Annotated in this window: 15 protein-coding genes and 1 rRNA gene; 9 read left to right on the top strand and 7 right to left on the bottom strand. The window is 58.5% G+C overall.

Going from position 1 to position 16,440, the window contains the following annotated elements; genetic code table 11:
• Both BM155_RS08830 and tyrS read right to left on the bottom strand, forming a co-directional pair.
• Nucleotides 1-111, bottom strand: a 16S ribosomal RNA gene (locus BM155_RS08830); the annotation flags it as partial.
• A 534-nt stretch (nt 112-645) separates the two neighbouring features.
• Nucleotides 646-1,950, bottom strand: a complete 1,305-nt coding sequence (tyrS, locus tag BM155_RS08825) for a tyrosine--tRNA ligase (protein ID WP_067150941.1) — start codon at nt 1,948-1,950, stop codon at nt 646-648.
• Between the two features lie 276 nt (nt 1,951-2,226).
• On the opposite strand from tyrS, the gene BM155_RS08820 reads away from it, so the two are divergent.
• Together BM155_RS08820 and BM155_RS08815 are read left to right on the top strand one after the other, a co-directional pair.
• A complete protein-coding gene (locus BM155_RS08820; protein WP_074902504.1) occupies nt 2,227-3,585 on the top strand; it encodes a peptidoglycan DD-metalloendopeptidase family protein in 1,359 nt (452 codons plus the stop codon).
• Between the two features lie 21 nt (nt 3,586-3,606).
• The gene (locus tag BM155_RS08815) at nt 3,607-4,719 is read left to right on the top strand and encodes an anhydro-N-acetylmuramic acid kinase (RefSeq protein ID WP_175487777.1); all 1,113 of its coding nucleotides are present in this window, start codon (nt 3,607-3,609) and stop codon (nt 4,717-4,719) included.
• Between the two features lie 123 nt (nt 4,720-4,842).
• On the opposite strand, the gene erpA is transcribed toward BM155_RS08815, so the two are convergent.
• The 4 genes from erpA to argC form a co-directional block, all read right to left on the bottom strand.
• Nucleotides 4,843-5,196 carry an iron-sulfur cluster insertion protein ErpA gene (gene erpA, locus BM155_RS08810; RefSeq protein ID WP_067150935.1) on the bottom strand — a complete coding sequence of 118 codons (354 nt, stop codon included), beginning with the start codon at nt 5,194-5,196 and terminating at the stop codon, nt 4,843-4,845.
• Between the two features lie 181 nt (nt 5,197-5,377).
• The gene (locus tag BM155_RS08805) at nt 5,378-5,818 is read right to left on the bottom strand and encodes a bactofilin family protein (RefSeq protein WP_074902500.1); all 441 of its coding nucleotides are present in this window, start codon (nt 5,816-5,818) and stop codon (nt 5,378-5,380) included.
• A 35-nt stretch (nt 5,819-5,853) separates the two neighbouring features.
• Nucleotides 5,854-6,597 carry a DUF6776 family protein gene (locus tag BM155_RS08800; RefSeq protein ID WP_067150932.1) on the bottom strand — a complete coding sequence of 248 codons (744 nt, stop codon included), beginning with the start codon at nt 6,595-6,597 and terminating at the stop codon, nt 5,854-5,856.
• A gap of 56 nt (nt 6,598-6,653) precedes the next feature.
• Entirely contained in the window at nt 6,654-7,700 is a 1,047-nt protein-coding gene (gene argC, locus BM155_RS08795; protein WP_067150929.1) for an N-acetyl-gamma-glutamyl-phosphate reductase, read from the bottom strand.
• An 89-nt stretch (nt 7,701-7,789) separates the two neighbouring features.
• Here argC and BM155_RS08790 point away from each other — a divergent pair, with 89 nt between their 5' ends.
• From BM155_RS08790 to hemB, 7 genes are all read left to right on the top strand, one after another.
• Nucleotides 7,790-9,598 (top strand): chloride channel protein, encoded by a 1,809-nt coding sequence (locus BM155_RS08790; RefSeq protein WP_254773158.1) that lies wholly within the window; start codon nt 7,790-7,792, stop codon nt 9,596-9,598.
• A 30-nt stretch (nt 9,599-9,628) separates the two neighbouring features.
• The gene (hemJ, locus tag BM155_RS08785; RefSeq protein WP_074902492.1) at nt 9,629-10,051 is read left to right on the top strand and encodes a protoporphyrinogen oxidase HemJ; all 423 of its coding nucleotides are present in this window, start codon (nt 9,629-9,631) and stop codon (nt 10,049-10,051) included.
• Between the two features lie 96 nt (nt 10,052-10,147).
• Nucleotides 10,148-10,933: a bifunctional hydroxymethylpyrimidine kinase/phosphomethylpyrimidine kinase gene (gene thiD / locus BM155_RS08780; RefSeq protein ID WP_067150923.1), complete on the top strand. Its 786-nt coding sequence runs from the start codon at nt 10,148-10,150 to the stop codon at nt 10,931-10,933.
• Nucleotides 10,934-11,050: 117 nt separating this feature from the next.
• Nucleotides 11,051-12,334 carry a glutamate-1-semialdehyde 2,1-aminomutase gene (gene hemL / locus BM155_RS08775; RefSeq protein WP_067150920.1) on the top strand — a complete coding sequence of 428 codons (1,284 nt, stop codon included), beginning with the start codon at nt 11,051-11,053 and terminating at the stop codon, nt 12,332-12,334.
• A 480-nt stretch (nt 12,335-12,814) separates the two neighbouring features.
• Complete coding sequence (locus BM155_RS08770) at nt 12,815-13,987, top strand: benzoate/H(+) symporter BenE family transporter (protein ID WP_074902488.1); 1,173 nt, start codon at nt 12,815-12,817, stop codon at nt 13,985-13,987.
• Nucleotides 13,988-14,608 carry a GntR family transcriptional regulator gene (locus tag BM155_RS08765; protein ID WP_067150914.1) on the top strand — a complete coding sequence of 207 codons (621 nt, stop codon included), beginning with the start codon at nt 13,988-13,990 and terminating at the stop codon, nt 14,606-14,608. It abuts the gene before it with no gap.
• A gap of 119 nt (nt 14,609-14,727) precedes the next feature.
• On the top strand, nt 14,728-15,738 hold the full coding sequence (gene hemB, locus BM155_RS08760; protein ID WP_074902596.1) for a porphobilinogen synthase: 1,011 nt from the start codon (nt 14,728-14,730) through the stop codon (nt 15,736-15,738).
• A gap of 1 nt (nt 15,739) precedes the next feature.
• Here hemB and BM155_RS08755 read toward each other — a convergent pair whose 3' ends face one another.
• On the bottom strand, nt 15,740-16,420 hold the full coding sequence (locus BM155_RS08755) for a Fe2+-dependent dioxygenase (RefSeq protein WP_074902485.1): 681 nt from the start codon (nt 16,418-16,420) through the stop codon (nt 15,740-15,742).
• Nucleotides 16,421-16,440: the final 20 nt, after the last annotated feature.

Genomic DNA, 16,440 nt, shown 5'->3' with positions numbered 1-16,440 from the left:
ACTCACCCGTCCGCCGCTCTACTTATTCCCGAAGGAACTTTCGCGCTCGACTTGCATGTGTTAGGCCTGCCGCCAGCGTTCAATCTGAGCCATGATCAAACTCTTCAGTTTAAAGAGTCGCCCTTCGTGAGATAATCTCTCACTCCAGACTTAAGTCTTGCTCGGAATTACGCGCAATTCATTGACATGAGTTGCTTGCTTCCGATAAATCTGTCTCTGGCCGAAACCAGATGATCGATCCATCGCCCCACAAGCACCCACACATATTGCTTGATCGACTTTTTAAACAACTCGGTTAGGCGCTTGGCCTTAACCGTGGGACGCGTATTCTACACATCCGATCTGCTTAAGCAAGTGCTTTTTTGCAGACTTTTTTGAGGTTTCAATTCGCGGCCAACGCCGCTCTTAAAACCTCCCAAAGCCCCTTCCGGCTCCGTTCGAAGTGGCGCGCATTATAGCGACCTCTCCGACCTTGGCAACCCCTTTTTTGAAAAATTTTCTTAAGAAAATCAATCACTTGGAGCTGCCCTGCCGCCGATTCCTCAGCAGCGAGGGCGCGAACTATACGGATTCAGAGAGGGCTCCGCAAGCCCTTTTTTACATTTTGATGAAAAAAATTTTTTCGCCCGGAAAAAGGGCCGCCAGTCAGTCCGCCAGCTCGAACAGGTGATACTTCTTTTTGCCCAGGCGAACAATAAAGAAGCGACCGGCCAATGCCTTGTCCGCGGAGAATACGGACTGGGGATCGCCATTGCGGTCCATACCCACCGCCTCGCCGTTCACCAGAACCGCATTGCGCCCCAGGGCATCCTTCACCTGCTTGCCGGATGGCGCCATACCCGCCTCCACCAACAGGTGGATCAGACTGTTGTCGGCGAATTGCTGTGGCAGTCTAGAGCTGGGCAGGCCGTCTAGACGCAACTGCTCCAAATCACCTGCAGACAACTCCGAGATGTCACCGGAGAAAAGCGCACGAGATATGCGCTCGGCAGCAGCCAATCCGTCCTCGCCGTGCACCAGGCGTGTCACTTCCCGCGCCAGAATACCTTGCGCCTCCGGCTTACCGCTGTGCTCCCGGTCTGCGGCTTCGATTTCATCGATTTCATCCACATCGATGAATGTGAAGTAGCGCAGAAACTTATAGACGTCGGCATCAGCGGTATTCAGCCAGAACTGGTAGAAGGCATAGGGCGAAGTGCGCTTCGCATCCAGCCAGATAGTTCCACTTTCCGTTTTACCGAACTTGGTACCGTCCGCCTTGGTAACCAAAGGAAGCGTGAGGCCGAAGACCCGGCCTCGGTGTTGGCGCCGGGTCAAATCCACGCCTCCGGTGATATTGCCCCACTGATCGGAACCACCGATTTGCAGGGTGCAACCGTAACGCTTGTAGAGTTCAGAAAAGTCCATCGACTGCAGCAGCATGTACGAGAACTCAGTGAAAGAGATTCCTTCCCCCTCCCGTTGGATACGCTGCTTGACCGACTCTTTGTTTACCATGTTGTTGACGGAGAAATATTTTCCGACATCACGCAGAAAATCGAGTACGCTCAGCTCGCGGGTCCAATCCAGGTTATTGACAACCATTGCGCTGTTTTCACCGCAGTCGAAGTCGACAAACTGCGAAACCTGCGCCTTGATTTTCTCCACCCAACCGGCAACCACTTCCGGGGCATTCAGGCTGCGCTCCTGGGCCTTGAACGAAGGATCTCCAATCAAGCCGGTTGCGCCGCCAACCAGCGCGATGGGTTTATGCCCTGCCGCCTGAAACCTCTTCAACGTGAGAAGAGGTACTAGACTCCCAATATGCAGGGAATCTGCGGTGGGATCGAAACCGCAATAGAGGGTCCGGCTCTCCGCCAAATGCTGCGCCAACTCGCCGTCACCGGTCGCCTGATTAATCAGCCCGCGGCGGTCCAAGTCTTTAAGCAGTGTCGCATCGACCCCGGCCATGGTTCCCCCTTTTGAAGATCACTAGCGAATGAAAGCCGCCAAACGGCGGCAAAATGGGCTGCAACCTTACCCGACTGTACGGTAAATACAAGTTACTGCACCCATCTCACACTGCCAGGGAAGAAGTGCAGAGGAACTCAGCCATGGATTGCCAAGTCAATTACCCCGTGAACCACTTTCAGATTTTTGTTATAAAGCCTTCTCAGTGCTCGTTTTTTAGGCAGCGCACGCTGCGGGCACCGATAACAAAGACGATCAGCGCCACCTGTTAAGACCATGCAAGACCAACGCAATCCGACTTCGCGCCTGCTCAGCGCCGTGCGCCGGCATTTCCCGCGCACTCACGCACTGGCCGCTGGCGCGGCCAGCTTCGCCCTGGCGCTGACCATGTTTATTTCCACTCCGGACGTGGAAGCCAAACGGCTCTCCCTGCCAGTTAATCTGCCCCCCATTGAAGAGGGGGCCGCGACCACCTCCCCTGCTACGGCTGGAGCCGAGACACAACGGTTGCGCGCACTAAAGATCGAGGTCAAACCCGGCGACACCTTGTCCGACCTCTTTCAGCGCGCCGGTGTCAGCGCCGCGGAGATGTATCGACTGCTGGCCAGCGGCAGCGAAGCAAAGCAACTGGCACGCCTAATCCCGGGTGAAAAGCTGACCTTCCATATCGACGGCGACGGCGCTCTACAGAGCCTGGAACTGCACCGCGACCGCCTCAACCTTGTGGAATTCAAACGCGCAGCGGACGAATTCCAGTATGTACTGCACCAGCGCCAAGCAGATAGCTACACCGCCTACCGCCAGGGAGAAATCGACAGTTCGCTGTTTGTCGCAGGTAGCGAGGCCGGCCTCAGCCACGAATTAATCATGGAGATGGCGGATGTCTTCAGCTCCGATATCGATTTCGCCCTGGACATCCGCAAGGGAGACAGCTTCAGCGTAATGTTCGAGGAGGAGTTCCTCGAGGGAGAAAAGATTGGCAACGGCCCTATTCAGGCAGTGACTTTTACCAATCAGGGCAAGACCTACAGTGCGGTGCGCTATGTGGATAGTAACGGCGATGCCAATTACTACACGCCGGATGGCAAGAGCATGCGCAAGGCATTTATCCGCACGCCAGTGGATATCGGCCGCATCAGCTCCCACTTCAATCCGCGCCGCCTGCATCCCATTTTCAAAACCCGGCGCCCGCACAACGGCACTGACTACGCAGCGCCACGAGGCACACCAGTGTATGCAGCCGGAGACGGCCGCGTCGTTAAAGCCGGTTACAGCAAAGCCAACGGCAACTACGTATTTATCCAGCACGGGGAGCGCTACATGACCCGCTATCTGCACCTGGATAAACGCAAGGTGCGCACCGGGCAGCGAGTCAAACAGCGGCAGGTCATCGGCACTGTGGGCTCCACCGGTTACGCCACAGGGCCGCACCTTCACTACGAGTTTTTGGTGGACGGCCGACACCGCAACCCCGCGACCATTGTGCGCAAACTTCCCAAGGCCAAGTCCATTCCCAAATCGGAAATGGCCCGCTTCAAAACCCAAACACAGCCATTGCTGGCACAGCTGGAAAACTACCGGCAACCCGCCCTGGCACAGCGGGATGAAAACAATGACAATACCAGCGTCAATTAATATCAATCGGACCCGCGCCAGATGCCCAATCTGTATATCGGCCTTATGTCCGGCACCAGCGTCGACAGCATCGACGCGGTGCTGGTCGAATTCAATGAAGAAGGAAAATCATCCTCTCCTCACATCCTGACCACCCTCAGTCACCCGATTGCCCCGCCGCTACGCGAGGATATTCTCGCACTTTGCACTCCCGGCCCAGCGGAATTGGACCGCGCCGGCCAGCTGGATCGCCAACTCGGTCAGGTTTTCGCTGATGCGGCCAACACTCTGCTCTCACATGCAGGAGTCAAAAGCAGCGACGTAACCGCCATTGGCAGCCATGGACAAACGGTACGCCACCGCCCGCCCGGCACAGTGACTTCTCCATTCAGTTTGCAGCTGGGCGACCCGAATAGCATCGCCGCGCTCACGGGAATCACCACGGTTGCGGATTTCCGCCGGCGGGACATCGCTCTCGGCGGACACGGTGCGCCACTGATACCGGCCTTCCACCACGCCGTATTTGCCACTGACCACAACCGGGCGGTCATCAATATTGGGGGCATGGGCAATATCACCGAATTGGCCGCGGATGGCAGTGTCAACGGTTACGATACAGGGCCCGGCAACGTCCTGCTGGACTACTGGATCGGGCTGCACCAGGGTGCACCTTACGACCGCGATGGTGCCTGGGCTGCCAGTGGGCAGGTACACAGTGAATTGTTCAAACGCCTGATGGCCGATCCTTACTTCGCAGCCAAACCGCCGAAGAGCACCGGCCGCGAGGCCTTTAATGCGAGCTGGCTGGAACAAGCCTGCAGTGGTCTGGAAGTGTCTCCGGTCGATGTACAGGCAACCCTTGCCGAAGTTACTGCAGCGAGTATCGCCGATGCCGTGCGCCAGTTTGCGGACAGTGGTGACGTGCTGGTATGTGGCGGCGGAGCAAAGAATAAGGACCTGCTGTCACGGCTGCGCCGCCGGCTGCCGGACTGGTCTGTCTCCCCCACAGACAATCACGGCATAGACGCGGATTGGGTGGAAGCGGTCGGATTTGCCTGGCTGGCCCGACAGACGTTGCTGGGACTGCCGGGGAACTGCCCGTCCGTGACAGGCGCTCAAAAGGAAAGTGTGCTGGGCGCTATTTACCCAGCCTGAACCTCGCGCTCGGACACAGGGCACACGTCAATCTGAAAGGGCGCACACCGCTAGACGCCGCGCCTTGTGTATGTGCAAGAACGGCTTCCGCCGCGGCGATCTCAAATGGAAAGTAGACAGATTCTAGATAGAAAAAGAGGAACCACAGCCACAGGTGGAGGAAGCGTTGGGGTTTTGCACCACAAAGCGGGACCCGGACAGCCCCTCTTCATAATCGACACTAGCCCCCACCAGATAGGGATAGCTCATGGCGTCCACCAACACCTGGATGCCATCTTTCTCGATTACGGCGTCATCTTCAGCCACCAGTTCATCAAAGGTAAAACCGTACTGGAAGCCGGAACAGCCGCCGCCGGTCACGAAAACCCGCAGTTTCAATTCCGGGTTGCCCTCATCCTCCAACAGGCTCTTGACCTTGGCCACAGCCTTGTCAGTCACCACAAGTGGTTCGGGAGAAAAAGATACAGCTTCAGACATATGCCTCTCTCTGGACCGGGGAGCATTTGTACCGTATAAAAATCATACAAGGTACAGCTTCGCTGCCCGCCATCTTGCAAAAACCCAGAAAACCAGTCAAGTATTATAAACAACAAACCCCGGCCTCTGCTTTCCTCGCAGAAGTACCGGGGCAAGCCAATTGACCAGTGGTTGGAGCAGGTCAGTCTGCGTCGATAACAGTTTCTTCCGCATACTCAATCATACGCGGCTCCCCGGCGGTATCCACATCGATATTGGAAACCAGAGAGCCATTCACCTGGGCGCCCTTGACCATCTCGATCAACTTGTAGTGGACATTGCCCTCCACCATGGCCTTGGATGCCAGCTCCAAGTGGCGCGCAGCGTAGACATCGCCCTTTACATTGCCGTTGATAACTACGTGAGGCACGCGAATCTCACCTTCGATCACGCCACCATCGACAATCTGCAGCCGGGCATCGCTGTCGCTGTGCGCATTCACATTGCCCTTGACGGTACCTTCAATAACCAGGTTGCCGCGAAAATGCAGATCGCCGGATACCTCGGTCTGACGCGCGATCAGCGTCGTATGGTTGCTACCGGAACTGGCCATAGTTACTGTCTTCTCTTTCTTACCAAACATAATATTCCGTCAAACCTCGTACTTCAGCGCGGCGGCTAGTTCTTCTGTACCAACCAGCCGTAGCGCTGCTCTATGTTGAAACCCTTGCGCCCGCTCGACTTGAGCGACAGCTCGACTTCTTCAGGCTGGAATCCCTGCGGCAACCGCAGCTCACCCTCGATGTTCTGGAAATACTTGAAGCGCAAAGGTATCGATTCGCTATCCACCTGCGGCGAGAGTTCGCTCAGGGAATAGCGTTTAGGCTGTCCATCCTGGCGGCCTACAACAGTGAATATCGCGCGACCGGTCACTAACTGGTGTCGCGTCGCCGACTGCTGTACCAGCAACTTGTACTGGTAACGCCTTTCATCGGCGGTCTGCGAAATACTGAAGCGGCCAATCGAAACTCCCTCACTGCCATCGGCAGGGGCCATCAGGCCACGATAAAAAGAGATTTCCTGCTTGAGTTCCGCGATACGGCTCTCTTTTTGCACCAGCTCTGCCCGCACCTTTTCACTGGCTTTTTCTCCAATCGCCAGGGAGCGCTCCGCAGTGACAGCACGCAGCCGCAATGCTTCATTTTCGCTTTTCAGTGCCTCCAGCTGGTGCAGTGCCTGCTCGTGGGCCACAGTCTTCTGATCGAGACTACTGCGCAGATGATGCTGACCGGCAAAGTACGCAGACGTCGAAGTGGCCAGTACCAGCAAGGCCACCCCGACCGTGGAAAAAGCGCGGGACATGGGGCGGTCTGGAACCACCTTCATGCGGTACTGCTTGCTGCCTTTTACTTTGCGCGCCATAAAATCCGCTGTTTTTTTCTGGTTATAAGTGGTCGTTGAAGAAATTTCCGTTGATTCTAAGGCAGCAACGCCGGGCTCTCCAGTCCCTGAGTTTCATTGAGGCCGAACATAATATTCATATTTTGCACTGCCTGCGCTGAGGCCCCCTTGGCCAGGTTGTCGATCACCGACATCACCACCACGGTATCCCGGTCCTGTGGCCGCATCACGCTGACCCGGCACATATTGGTACCGCGTACACTGCGGGTTTGCGGATGGCTGCCGGCGGGCATGACATCCACAAACGGCTCTTCTTTATAGCGGGCCTCGAACAGCAGCTGGAGTTCCTCTGCCGGGCAGTCGGATTGCAGTTTTGCGAACAGGGTCGCATGGATGCCGCGCACCATCGGCAACAAATGGGGAACAAAAGTTACCTTGGGGGCGTCTGCGCCCGCCGGTTGCACCCGGCGCAGCCCCTGCTCGATTTCCGGCAGATGGCGGTGACCTGCGGCGGCGTAAGCGCGGAAATTATCGCTGTTCTCCGCCAGCAACAACTCCGTCTTGCCCTGGCGGCCAGCGCCGCTGGCACCACTGGCGGCACTGGCAATCAGTGTTTCCGGTTTTACCAGCCCCGCCTCCAGCAGCGGTATCCAGCCCAGCTGTATCGAGGTGGGATAGCAGCCGGGACAGGCCACCAATTGCGCGTTGGCTATCGACGCGCGGTTTACCTCCGGCAGGCCGTACACAGCTTTCTCCGCCAACTCCGGCGCCGCGTGCCGCTGGCCGTACCATTGCTCCCAGAGCGGAATATTTTTAAGGCGGAAATCCGCCGACAGATCAATCACGCGCACGCCACGCCGCACCAGCTCCGGTACCTGGGCCTGGGCGACGCCGTGGGGTGTGGCGAAAAATACCAAATCGCCCGCAGCCAGCTGCTCCACATCCGGCTCGCAGAAGTGCAAATCGCAGTGACCGCGCAGGTTCGGGAACAATTCCGCTACCGGCGTGCCCGCCAGTGCTCTGGAAGTGATTGCGGTTAGCTCAACCTCAGGGTGCACCGTTAGCAAACGCAACAATTCCACTCCCGTGTAGCCGGTACCGCCCACAATTGCTACTTTAATCACTTCGTCCGATTCTCCCTGTACGCGCCCGCCACCGCGGCGGAGACTTCTAATCAGCGGAGCACTCTACCACAACAGTTTAAGGATTTGCGGTGCCACGGAAGTCCAAAGAATCCATTGCAAAGCCCCATACAAGTTGGCCGCAGCGGGAAAGAGGCCTGGAGAGGCTGCGCCTGATGCTCGCTGCGCAGGACGCCCTTGCGCCTCTGCTGGTAATGGCGCTGCTCACGGGCACCTGCGCCGGCCTGGTCACCGTCGCCTTCCGCTTGCTAAGTGAATGGCCGACGCAATTCTTCCTCCCGGTCCCCGATCACTACGAGTCACTCCCCGCGCACTGGCGGTTCGCCTTGCCATTAATCGGCGCTCTGGTGCTCGGCGCTGTCTATCAGCTGCTGAAGCCGAGCCGCCGCAACGTGGGTGTAGTGCATGTACTGGACCGTCTGCACAATCACCAGGGCCAAATGCCAATACAAAATGCCGTACTACAGTTCTTCGCTGGTGCCGCAGCTTTAGTCAGCGGGCACTCGGTGGGGCGAGAGGGGCCCGCCGTACATTTGGGCGCGGCCAGCGGCAGTTGGATCGCGCACAAACTCCGCTTGCCCAACAATTCAGCGCGCAGTCTGCTGGCCTGTGGGGTTGCCGCCGCAATAGCGGCTTCCTTCAACACACCGCTGGCCGGCGTGGTCTTCGCCATGGAAGTGGTCATGCTGGAATACTCCGTGGCGGGTTTCCTGCCCGTCATACTGGCGGCAGTGGCTGGCAGCGCGACAGCGCAAATCACCTTTGGCCGCCAGCCCGTGTTTAACGTGCCCGCGATACAGCTCAGTTCTCTGGCGGAACTGCCGGTACTTTTCCTGTGCGCCCTGGCGATCGGCTCCCTGGCGGCGCTGTTTATCCTCGCCCACCGGCGCCTGGCGCCCTATCAGCGCCGCTCCCCAATGGCGCGCTTTTTGCTGATTGGACTTACCACCGGCACTCTGGCGATCTGGGTGCCGGAAATCCTCGGTACCGGCTACGACACCCTGGAAATGGCCATGCTCGGAGAGTTGGGGCTCACCACCTTACTGCTGATCGTGGCGGCAAAGCTCGCCGCCACGGCCCTCGGCACCGGCCTCGGCATTCCCGGGGGTGTTATTGGTCCCAGCCTGTTTCTCGGCGCCTGCCTCGGCGGCATCGCCGGCGGTCTGACCAACCTGTGGCTAGGAGAATACACAGCCAGCCCAGGCTTCTACGCCATGGTGGGCATGGCGGCGATGATGGCAGCGCTACTGAACGCACCGCTGGCCGCGTTGCTGGCAATTCTCGAGTTAACCTACAACCCCAACGTGCTCTTCCCGGGCATGATGATGATTGTGGTGGCCTGCCTGGTCAGCCGACATTTTTTCTCCACTGAAGGCATCTTCCAGGAGACACTGCGCGCCCTGGACAAAAGCGGCACCCCCAGCTGGCGCCAGCAGATGTTGAGCCGTGTGGGTGTGGCCAGTGTGATGGAGCGGAGATTTGTTGTCGCAGAGCGCTTAATCAGCGAGGAGCAAGCCGAACAGATCATCGGCCAGCACCCTCAGTGGATACTCATTGATCTGCCTGAAGAACCCGTTCCGCAATTGCTGCGTGCTGCCGACCTGGCCACCTTTCTCCAGCGGGTGAAAAAGGCACGGGAAGAGGGGCACGAGAACCGGCAGGAGGGCGGCGGGGACAAGATCGACTTGCTCAAACTGCCCGGCGAACGCGAACAACTGGCCAAATTGAACTGGCGCGCCACCCTGCTAGAAGCTCACCAACTGTTGGAATCCAGTGGTATCGATGCCCTCTACGTCAGCAGAGGCAGCGGCGGAGCACTGGACAAGAATGCCGCTGGCATTATCCTGCCGCAGCATATTGACAACTTTTATCGCAAGTAATTGCCAACCACTTTTCCGGGGGAACATGCCATGCTGTGGGTCAAAGCCTTCCACCTTATCGCCGTGGTCTGCTGGTTTGCCGCGCTTTTCTATCTGCCGCGGCTGTTTGTGTATCACGTGGACGCCACCGATGCCGTAAGCCGGGACCGCTTTTGTATCATGGAGCGCCGCCTCTACCGCGGCATTGCCACACCCTCGATGATCGCCACTATAGCGCTCGGAATCTGGCTGATCAGCTACAACGGGAACTACTACCTGAAAGCCGGCTGGCTGCACGCCAAGCTGTTTTTCGTCCTGCTGCTGATTGGCTATCACCACCTATGCGGAGCCTATGTGCGCCAACTCGCCGCGAACACCGTCAGCAAAAGCGGGCGCTACTTCCGCGTCTTCAATGAACTGCCGGTGATAGCGCTGATCGCGATCGTGATCCTGGCAGTGGTGAAGCCCTTTTAATCGGCGTTCCGCTGCAGAATCACTCCGATAGCAGCAGGCGCAGCAACTAAACTAAGAGGACTTATCCACAGCAACCGCCAGCCGTGCACACAACCAATGGATACGCGCCAACCCGTAATACTAACGATCACGCACCACGACCCGAGCGGCAGCGCGGGCATCACCGCCGATACCGAGACAGCCGCCAGCCTCGGCTGTCACTGTACCTCAGTGGTTTCCGCAATCAGTGTCGGCGATACCAGCGAGCTGATGGGCGTGGCCCCCGTAGAGGACAGCCTGTTGGTGGAGCAAACACGCGCGGTGCTGGAAGATATGCCGGTAGCGGCCATTAAAGTGGGCTACCTGGGCTCCGTGGAAAATGTGCGCGCCCTGCACAGTGTTTTGCACGACTACCCGGACATCCCCGTGATCATAGATCCGGACGCCACTCTCGCCGATAAAGAGAGCCTGCTGGCACCACCGCTTTGGGAGGCTTTGACATCACTACTGCTTCCCTACGCCACCATGGCCTGCCCCAACCGGCGTGAGGCCTGTGCCATGGCACTGGAAGCGGACGTACTCGACGCCATGGCACAGGAGCTACTCGAAAGCGGCTGCCGCTATCTATTGCTCACCGGGGTACCCAGCAATCAGCACCTTGAAAACCGCCTTTACGACGAACGCGGCCTGATCCGCCAATTTCAATGGGAGCGGCTGCCCTCCGCGGCCTACGGCACCTGTGGCACCCTCGCCACCGCCATTGCCTGCCATATCGCCCACGGCCTGACGGTCATCGAGGCGGTCAGCCGCAGTCAGCAGTTCACCTGGAGTGCCATCGCCGACAGCCGCAGATTGGGGATGGGGCGACCGATTCCCAACCGCCTGTTTTGGGCCAAGCGATAGGGGCTGCCCGGCTTCCGCCGTAGCCCTGCCCCTCTCCCGCCCGTATACCCTCGGTTGTAGCACCGTGTCCCGAACGCGATAATAGCCCGCCTCTATTCCAAAGCACTTCCAATTCCTATGAGCAAATCCGAGCAACTCTTTGCCGAAGCCCGGCAATACATTCCCGGCGGCGTCAACTCTCCGGTGCGCGCATTCCGAGCCGTGGGGGGCACGCCGCTGTTTATCCGCCGCGCAGAGGGCGCCTACCTCTACGATGCCGATGACAAGCGCTATATCGACTATGTGCAATCCTGGGGCCCGATGGTGCTCGGCCACGCGCACCCGGAAGTTATCGAAGCAGTGATCGAGACGGCGCAGTCCGGCCTCAGCTTCGGTGCGCCCACCGAACTGGAAACCGAGCTGGCGGAAGAGCTGTGCCGCCTGTGGCCGAATATGGACCTAGTGCGCTTCGTCAACTCCGGCACCGAAGCCACCATGAGCGCCATCCGTCTGGCACGGGGCTATACCGGGCGCGACAAGATCGTCAAATTTGAAGGTTGCTATCACGGCCACTCCGACTCCCTACTGGTCAAGGCTGGCTCCGGCGCGCTGACCATGGGCGTGCCGTCTTCCCCCGGTGTACCGGCCTCCCTCGCCGACCATACCATTACCCTTTCCTACAACGATGCCGAAGGTGTACGGGCGTGTTTTGAACAAATCGGCGACCAGATTGCCTGCATCATCGTCGAACCGGTGGCCGGCAATATGAACTGTGTTCCGCCCGTGCCCGGCTTCTTGGAAACTCTGCGCGAAGTCTGCGACCAGCACGGCGCTCTGTTGATTGTGGATGAAGTGATGACCGGTTTCCGCGTCAGCCTGACTGGAGCCCAGGGTCATTACGGCATAGAAGCCGATATCACCACCCTGGGCAAGGTGATCGGCGGCGGTATGCCCGTGGGCGCTTTTGGCGGCAAGCGCGAGATTATGGAAAAAATCGCCCCTCTCGGCCCCGTGTACCAAGCCGGTACTCTGTCCGGCAACCCGGTGGCCATGGTCGCCGGTCTGGAGACACTGCGCCTGATACAGGAAGCGGGGCTCTACGAGAAGCTGACAGAGAAAACCGACCGTCTCGTCGAAGGTATACTGGCCGCCGCCGCAGATGCGGGCATTCCAATGACCGCCAACAAGGCCGGCAGTATGTTCGGATTCTTCTTCACCGACGACGCGAAGGTCACCAATTACCAACAGGTAATGGCCTGCAACAGTGAGCGCTTTAACCGCTTTTTCCACGGCATGCTGGAGCAAGGGGTTTATCTGGCACCCGCCTCTTACGAGGCCGCTTTTATGTCGACGGCGCACAGCGATGCAGATATTGAAGAAACCATTGCCGCCGCACGCAAGGTGCTCGGCCAACTGGGCTGACCCCCTCCCTGACCCGCACCCCGGTGCGGGTCAACTCTGTCTCCTTCTCCTCCCCAGTCCAATAGGCTCCCTAAGGCACCTCAGATTTATTCACTTCCTGGCGGCAACGCTTCTTCAGATTCGAATGCGCATCCCATTACCTGGGTGCTCCGCAATCAACGACAGCGTAAATACAAGGAACCTCTGATTAATTCGCGTGAACGCTTTGGTTAGTTCCGTGGCGCTCAGGAAATAGGATGGCTATTTCGAAAACGCACGAGTACTTCCCTGTAGCTCCGACGGATACATCCCTGTATCCGACAGTTTCGAAATGACCATGCTATCACCTGAGCTTCTCATCTAGCGCCAAAGAATTTTTACCGTCAGGAAGCGAATTAATCAGAGGTTCCACAAGTTCAGCAACTGCTGTCACACAAAATGGTTGCGCTCACAATAAAAGCGACATATAAAAATGTATACATTTTATAAAAGGTATACATTTTGTCTCGCTCCATTTTTACAGATACGAGCCTGTCCGCAGTGAGTGCCGGCTTTGTGGCAGTGCTGGTCGGGGTCGCCAGTTCCATTGCCATTGTCTTCGAGGCCGCCCGCGCCGCTGGCGCCAGCGAAGCGATGATGGTGTCCTGGATCGGTGCGCTCGGACTCGGCATGGGACTCACCTGTATCCTTTTTTCCTGGTACTACCGCGCGCCGGTTATCACCGCCTGGTCGACCCCCGGCGCCGCGTTACTGGCCACCAGTTTGCAGGGCGTGTCCATGCCCGAGGCGGTTGGCGCTTTCCTGTTCAGTGCTGTGCTGACACTTTTGCTGGGCTTGTCCGGCACCTTTAACAAGGTGACGCGAAAGATTCCCGCGCCTGTGGCCAGCGCCATGCTGGCCGGCATTCTGGTTCAGTTCGGCCTGTCCGTATTTACTTCGCTGCAGGCCAGCCCGGCACTGGTGGGCGCAATGTTGGCGGCCTACCTCCTCGGCCGCCGCTGGCTGCCTCGCTACGCGATCATCCTGGTTTTAATCACCGGCTTTGTCGCCAGCTGGTTGCTGGGCCTGACCCATTTCGAACAGATACACTGGGCGCTGAGCCAGCCAATATTGGTAGCGCCGGAGTTCAAACTTTCCACTCTGTTCGGGGTCGGTCTGCCGCTGTTTATCGTCACTATGACGTCACAAAACATTCCCGGTGTCGCGACGCTGCGCGCTAGCGGCTATGAGCGGGTACCTGTTTCACCGGTCATCAGCGGCACCGGACTGGCATCACTCTTACTGACACCCTTTGGCGGGTTTGCTTTTAATCTCGCCGCGATCACCGCCGCCATCTGCACCGGACCGGAGGCACACCCGGACCCGGCCAGGCGCTACACGGCAGGTATCGCCGCGGGCATTTTCTATCTGCTGGTCGGTCTTGGAGGCGTCACTGTGGTTTCTCTGTTCAGCGCCTTCCCGCCAGCGCTAATCGCGAGCCTGGCGGGTCTGGCGCTGATCGGCACTATTGGCGCCAGTCTCGAGGGCGCCACCCGCGAAAGCGACAGCCGCGAGGCCGCACTGATCACCTTTCTGGTCACCGCCTCCGGGGCCAGCTTTCTGGGAGTCGGCTCCGCCTTTTGGGGGCTTGTCGGAGGACTCGCCAGCCACTGGATTTTCAAGCGGAGAGATTAAATGGGCCTGTACCAACGCCTGAAGTCAGACTTACAACAGGGGCGCTTTGCGCCGGGCCGAATCTTAAAGCAGAGCGAATTGGCGGAAATGTACGGCGTCAGCCGCATACCAGTGCGGGATGCCCTACAGCGGCTGAAAAGCGAGGGCTGGCTCAGCGGGCATGGCAAACGCGGGGTGGCGGTGCCCCTGTTCGACCCGCTGGAAGTAGAAGACCTTTATTTAATGCGCACGCGGCTGGAACCCCTGCTGCTCGAACTTGCCGCGCCGCATCTCAGCGGAGAAATCCTCGGTCGCGCGGAGGATATTCTCGACCGCATGGAAATCGGCAACCAACTCGAGGCTGCAGAAATTGGTGCGCTCAACCGGGAATTTCACGCCTGTCTCTACCGCCCCGCCGGCAGGCGGACACTCTTCGCGACGGTGGAACAACTGCACCAACAATGTGAACGCTATATCGGCTACCAGTCCCGAGGGCTCGATTATCAGGCCCAAAGTCAGAGCGAACACTATGAAATTCTGTCAGCTCTGCGCCAAGGAGAAATCCAGCAGGCGACATGCATTCTCGGAAACCATATCAGCGCCGCAGGGCAAGCTCTGGTGCAGCACCTGCGAAATCCCTGACATATTCCCATGGGTGTTGCAGAGAGCTTCGACAGGCTATGGAAGAGGAACAGCTCAACCGCAACCGGTTTGTTATGATTGCCGCCGCTTTACGTTCTTCCAACCGGAGTCACTTCCCCATGAGCAATAACCTTCACCGCGGCGCCTATCCACATACCCGCCTGCGCCGCCTGCGCGCTCGGGACTTTTCCCGCCGCTTGGTGCGTGAGCACAGCCTCAGCTGCGACGATCTGATACTGCCGCTGTTCGTGATCGAGGGGCGTGGCGAGACTCAGAAAGTTACGTCTATGCCCGGTGTCGAGCGCCTGAGCGTGGATTTGCTGGCGAAAAAAGCCAAAACGCTGCTGCAGCTGGGTATTCCCGCGGTGGCGCTTTTCCCGGTGGTCGATCCGGCACACAAATCCGATGATGCCCGCGCTGCTTATGATCCCGATGGCCTGGCCCAGCGCGCAGTGCGCGAGCTGAAAAATGCAGTACCGGAACTGGGCGTAATCACAGATGTGGCACTGGATCCCTTTACCAGCCACGGCCAGGATGGCCTGATGGATGACAACGGCTACATCGTCAACGACGATACTGTCGAAGTCCTGGTACAGCAGGCTCTATCGCACGCCGCCGCCGGCGCCGATGTAGTGGCGCCCTCGGACATGATGGACGGCCGCATCGGCGCCATCCGCGAGGCTCTCGAGCGGGAGGGCCATGTGAACACCCTGATCATGTCTTACGCCGCCAAATACGCTTCTGCCTACTATGGCCCGTTCCGCGATGCTGTCGGCTCCGCGGGCAATTTGAAGGGCGGCAGCAAGGCGAGCTATCAGATGGACCCGGCCAACAGTGATGAAGCGCTGCACGAGTGCGCCCTGGACCTGCAGGAAGGTGCGGACATGATTATGGTCAAACCGGGTATGCCCTACCTGGATGTGGTGCGGCGAGTGAAAGACGAACTCAAAGTCCCCACCTTTGCTTACCAGGTGAGCGGTGAGTATGCGATGCACTGTGCCGCGTTTGACAACGGCTGGCTGAATCGCGAGTTGGTGATACTGGAATCCCTGACGGCCTTTAAACGCGCCGGCGCGGACGGGATACTGACTTATTTCGCCGAAGAGGCAGCGCAGCTGCTGCAGGACTGAATCAAATCACCGCAAACTGACGCACCAGGTTGTGGTAAACACAGTGCAACCGATCCAGCTCGGCCCTGTCCACCTGCCCCTGGTGCAACAACCGCTGGATACTCTGATCCAGTTCATAGAGGCTTCGCCGTGCCGACGTATCGGATACCATGCTCTGAATCCAGGTAATGGCAGCGAGACGCTGACCTCTGGTCACCGCAGTGACCTTGTGCAAACTGCTGGAGGGGTAGACTACAGCCGAGCCGGAGGGCAGCTTGACCGACTGCTCTCCGAACTCAGTGGCAACGATTAGCTCGCCGCCATCGTATTCTTCCGGCTCGTTCAAAAACAGCGTCATCGACACATCGCTGCGCAATACGTCTGTGGTGCCGGGGATACGCATGATCGCCGCATCGACATGGAATCCATACTCTTCCGTTTCGCTGTAGCGGTTGAATACCGGCGGAAATATGCGGTGCGGCAGTGCGGCGGAAATAAATGCGGGCGTCTCCCCCAGGCGCGCCAGCAGTTGGTTGGCCAACCGCTGCACGCCCGGGTTCGAGGCATCGGCCTGATGATTGTTCTTGACCGCCGCCGCCATCCCCATGGCGGTGGCCTTGCCGTCACTCCAGGGCAAGGACGATAACACCTCGCGGAAGCGGCTGACTTCCTCTGGTGTCAGCAGGTTTTCAATCACAACCATCGGCCGTACGCACTCCCCTT

Source organism: Microbulbifer thermotolerans (assembly GCF_900112305.1).
In the GTDB taxonomy this organism is placed as follows: Bacteria; Pseudomonadota; Gammaproteobacteria; order Pseudomonadales; family Cellvibrionaceae; genus Microbulbifer; species Microbulbifer thermotolerans.
The sequence above is the reverse complement of the archived record's forward strand: the minus strand, read 5'-3'. Positions and strand labels throughout refer to the sequence as shown.

What these genes read in the sequence shown, in the direction of transcription:
- erpA (WP_067150935.1), bottom strand. Translation starts at nt 5,196, where the DNA reads ATGTCTGAAGCTGTATCTTTTTCTCCCGAACCACTTGTGGTGACTGAC.
- BM155_RS08800 (WP_067150932.1), bottom strand. Translation starts at nt 6,597, where the DNA reads ATGGCGCGCAAAGTAAAAGGCAGCAAGCAGTACCGCATGAAGGTGGTT.
- thiD (WP_067150923.1), top strand. Translation starts at nt 10,148, where the DNA reads ATGGATACGCGCCAACCCGTAATACTAACGATCACGCACCACGACCCG.
- BM155_RS08805 (WP_074902500.1), bottom strand. Translation starts at nt 5,818, where the DNA reads ATGTTTGGTAAGAAAGAGAAGACAGTAACTATGGCCAGTTCCGGTAGC.
- BM155_RS08765 (WP_067150914.1), top strand. Translation starts at nt 13,988, where the DNA reads ATGGGCCTGTACCAACGCCTGAAGTCAGACTTACAACAGGGGCGCTTT.
- hemJ (WP_074902492.1), top strand. Translation starts at nt 9,629, where the DNA reads ATGCTGTGGGTCAAAGCCTTCCACCTTATCGCCGTGGTCTGCTGGTTT.
- BM155_RS08815 (WP_175487777.1), top strand. Translation starts at nt 3,607, where the DNA reads ATGCCCAATCTGTATATCGGCCTTATGTCCGGCACCAGCGTCGACAGC.
- hemL (WP_067150920.1), top strand. Translation starts at nt 11,051, where the DNA reads ATGAGCAAATCCGAGCAACTCTTTGCCGAAGCCCGGCAATACATTCCC.
- hemB (WP_074902596.1), top strand. Translation starts at nt 14,728, where the DNA reads ATGAGCAATAACCTTCACCGCGGCGCCTATCCACATACCCGCCTGCGC.
- BM155_RS08820 (WP_074902504.1), top strand. Translation starts at nt 2,227, where the DNA reads ATGCAAGACCAACGCAATCCGACTTCGCGCCTGCTCAGCGCCGTGCGC.
- BM155_RS08755 (WP_074902485.1), bottom strand. Translation starts at nt 16,420, where the DNA reads ATGGTTGTGATTGAAAACCTGCTGACACCAGAGGAAGTCAGCCGCTTC.
- tyrS (WP_067150941.1), bottom strand. Translation starts at nt 1,950, where the DNA reads ATGGCCGGGGTCGATGCGACACTGCTTAAAGACTTGGACCGCCGCGGG.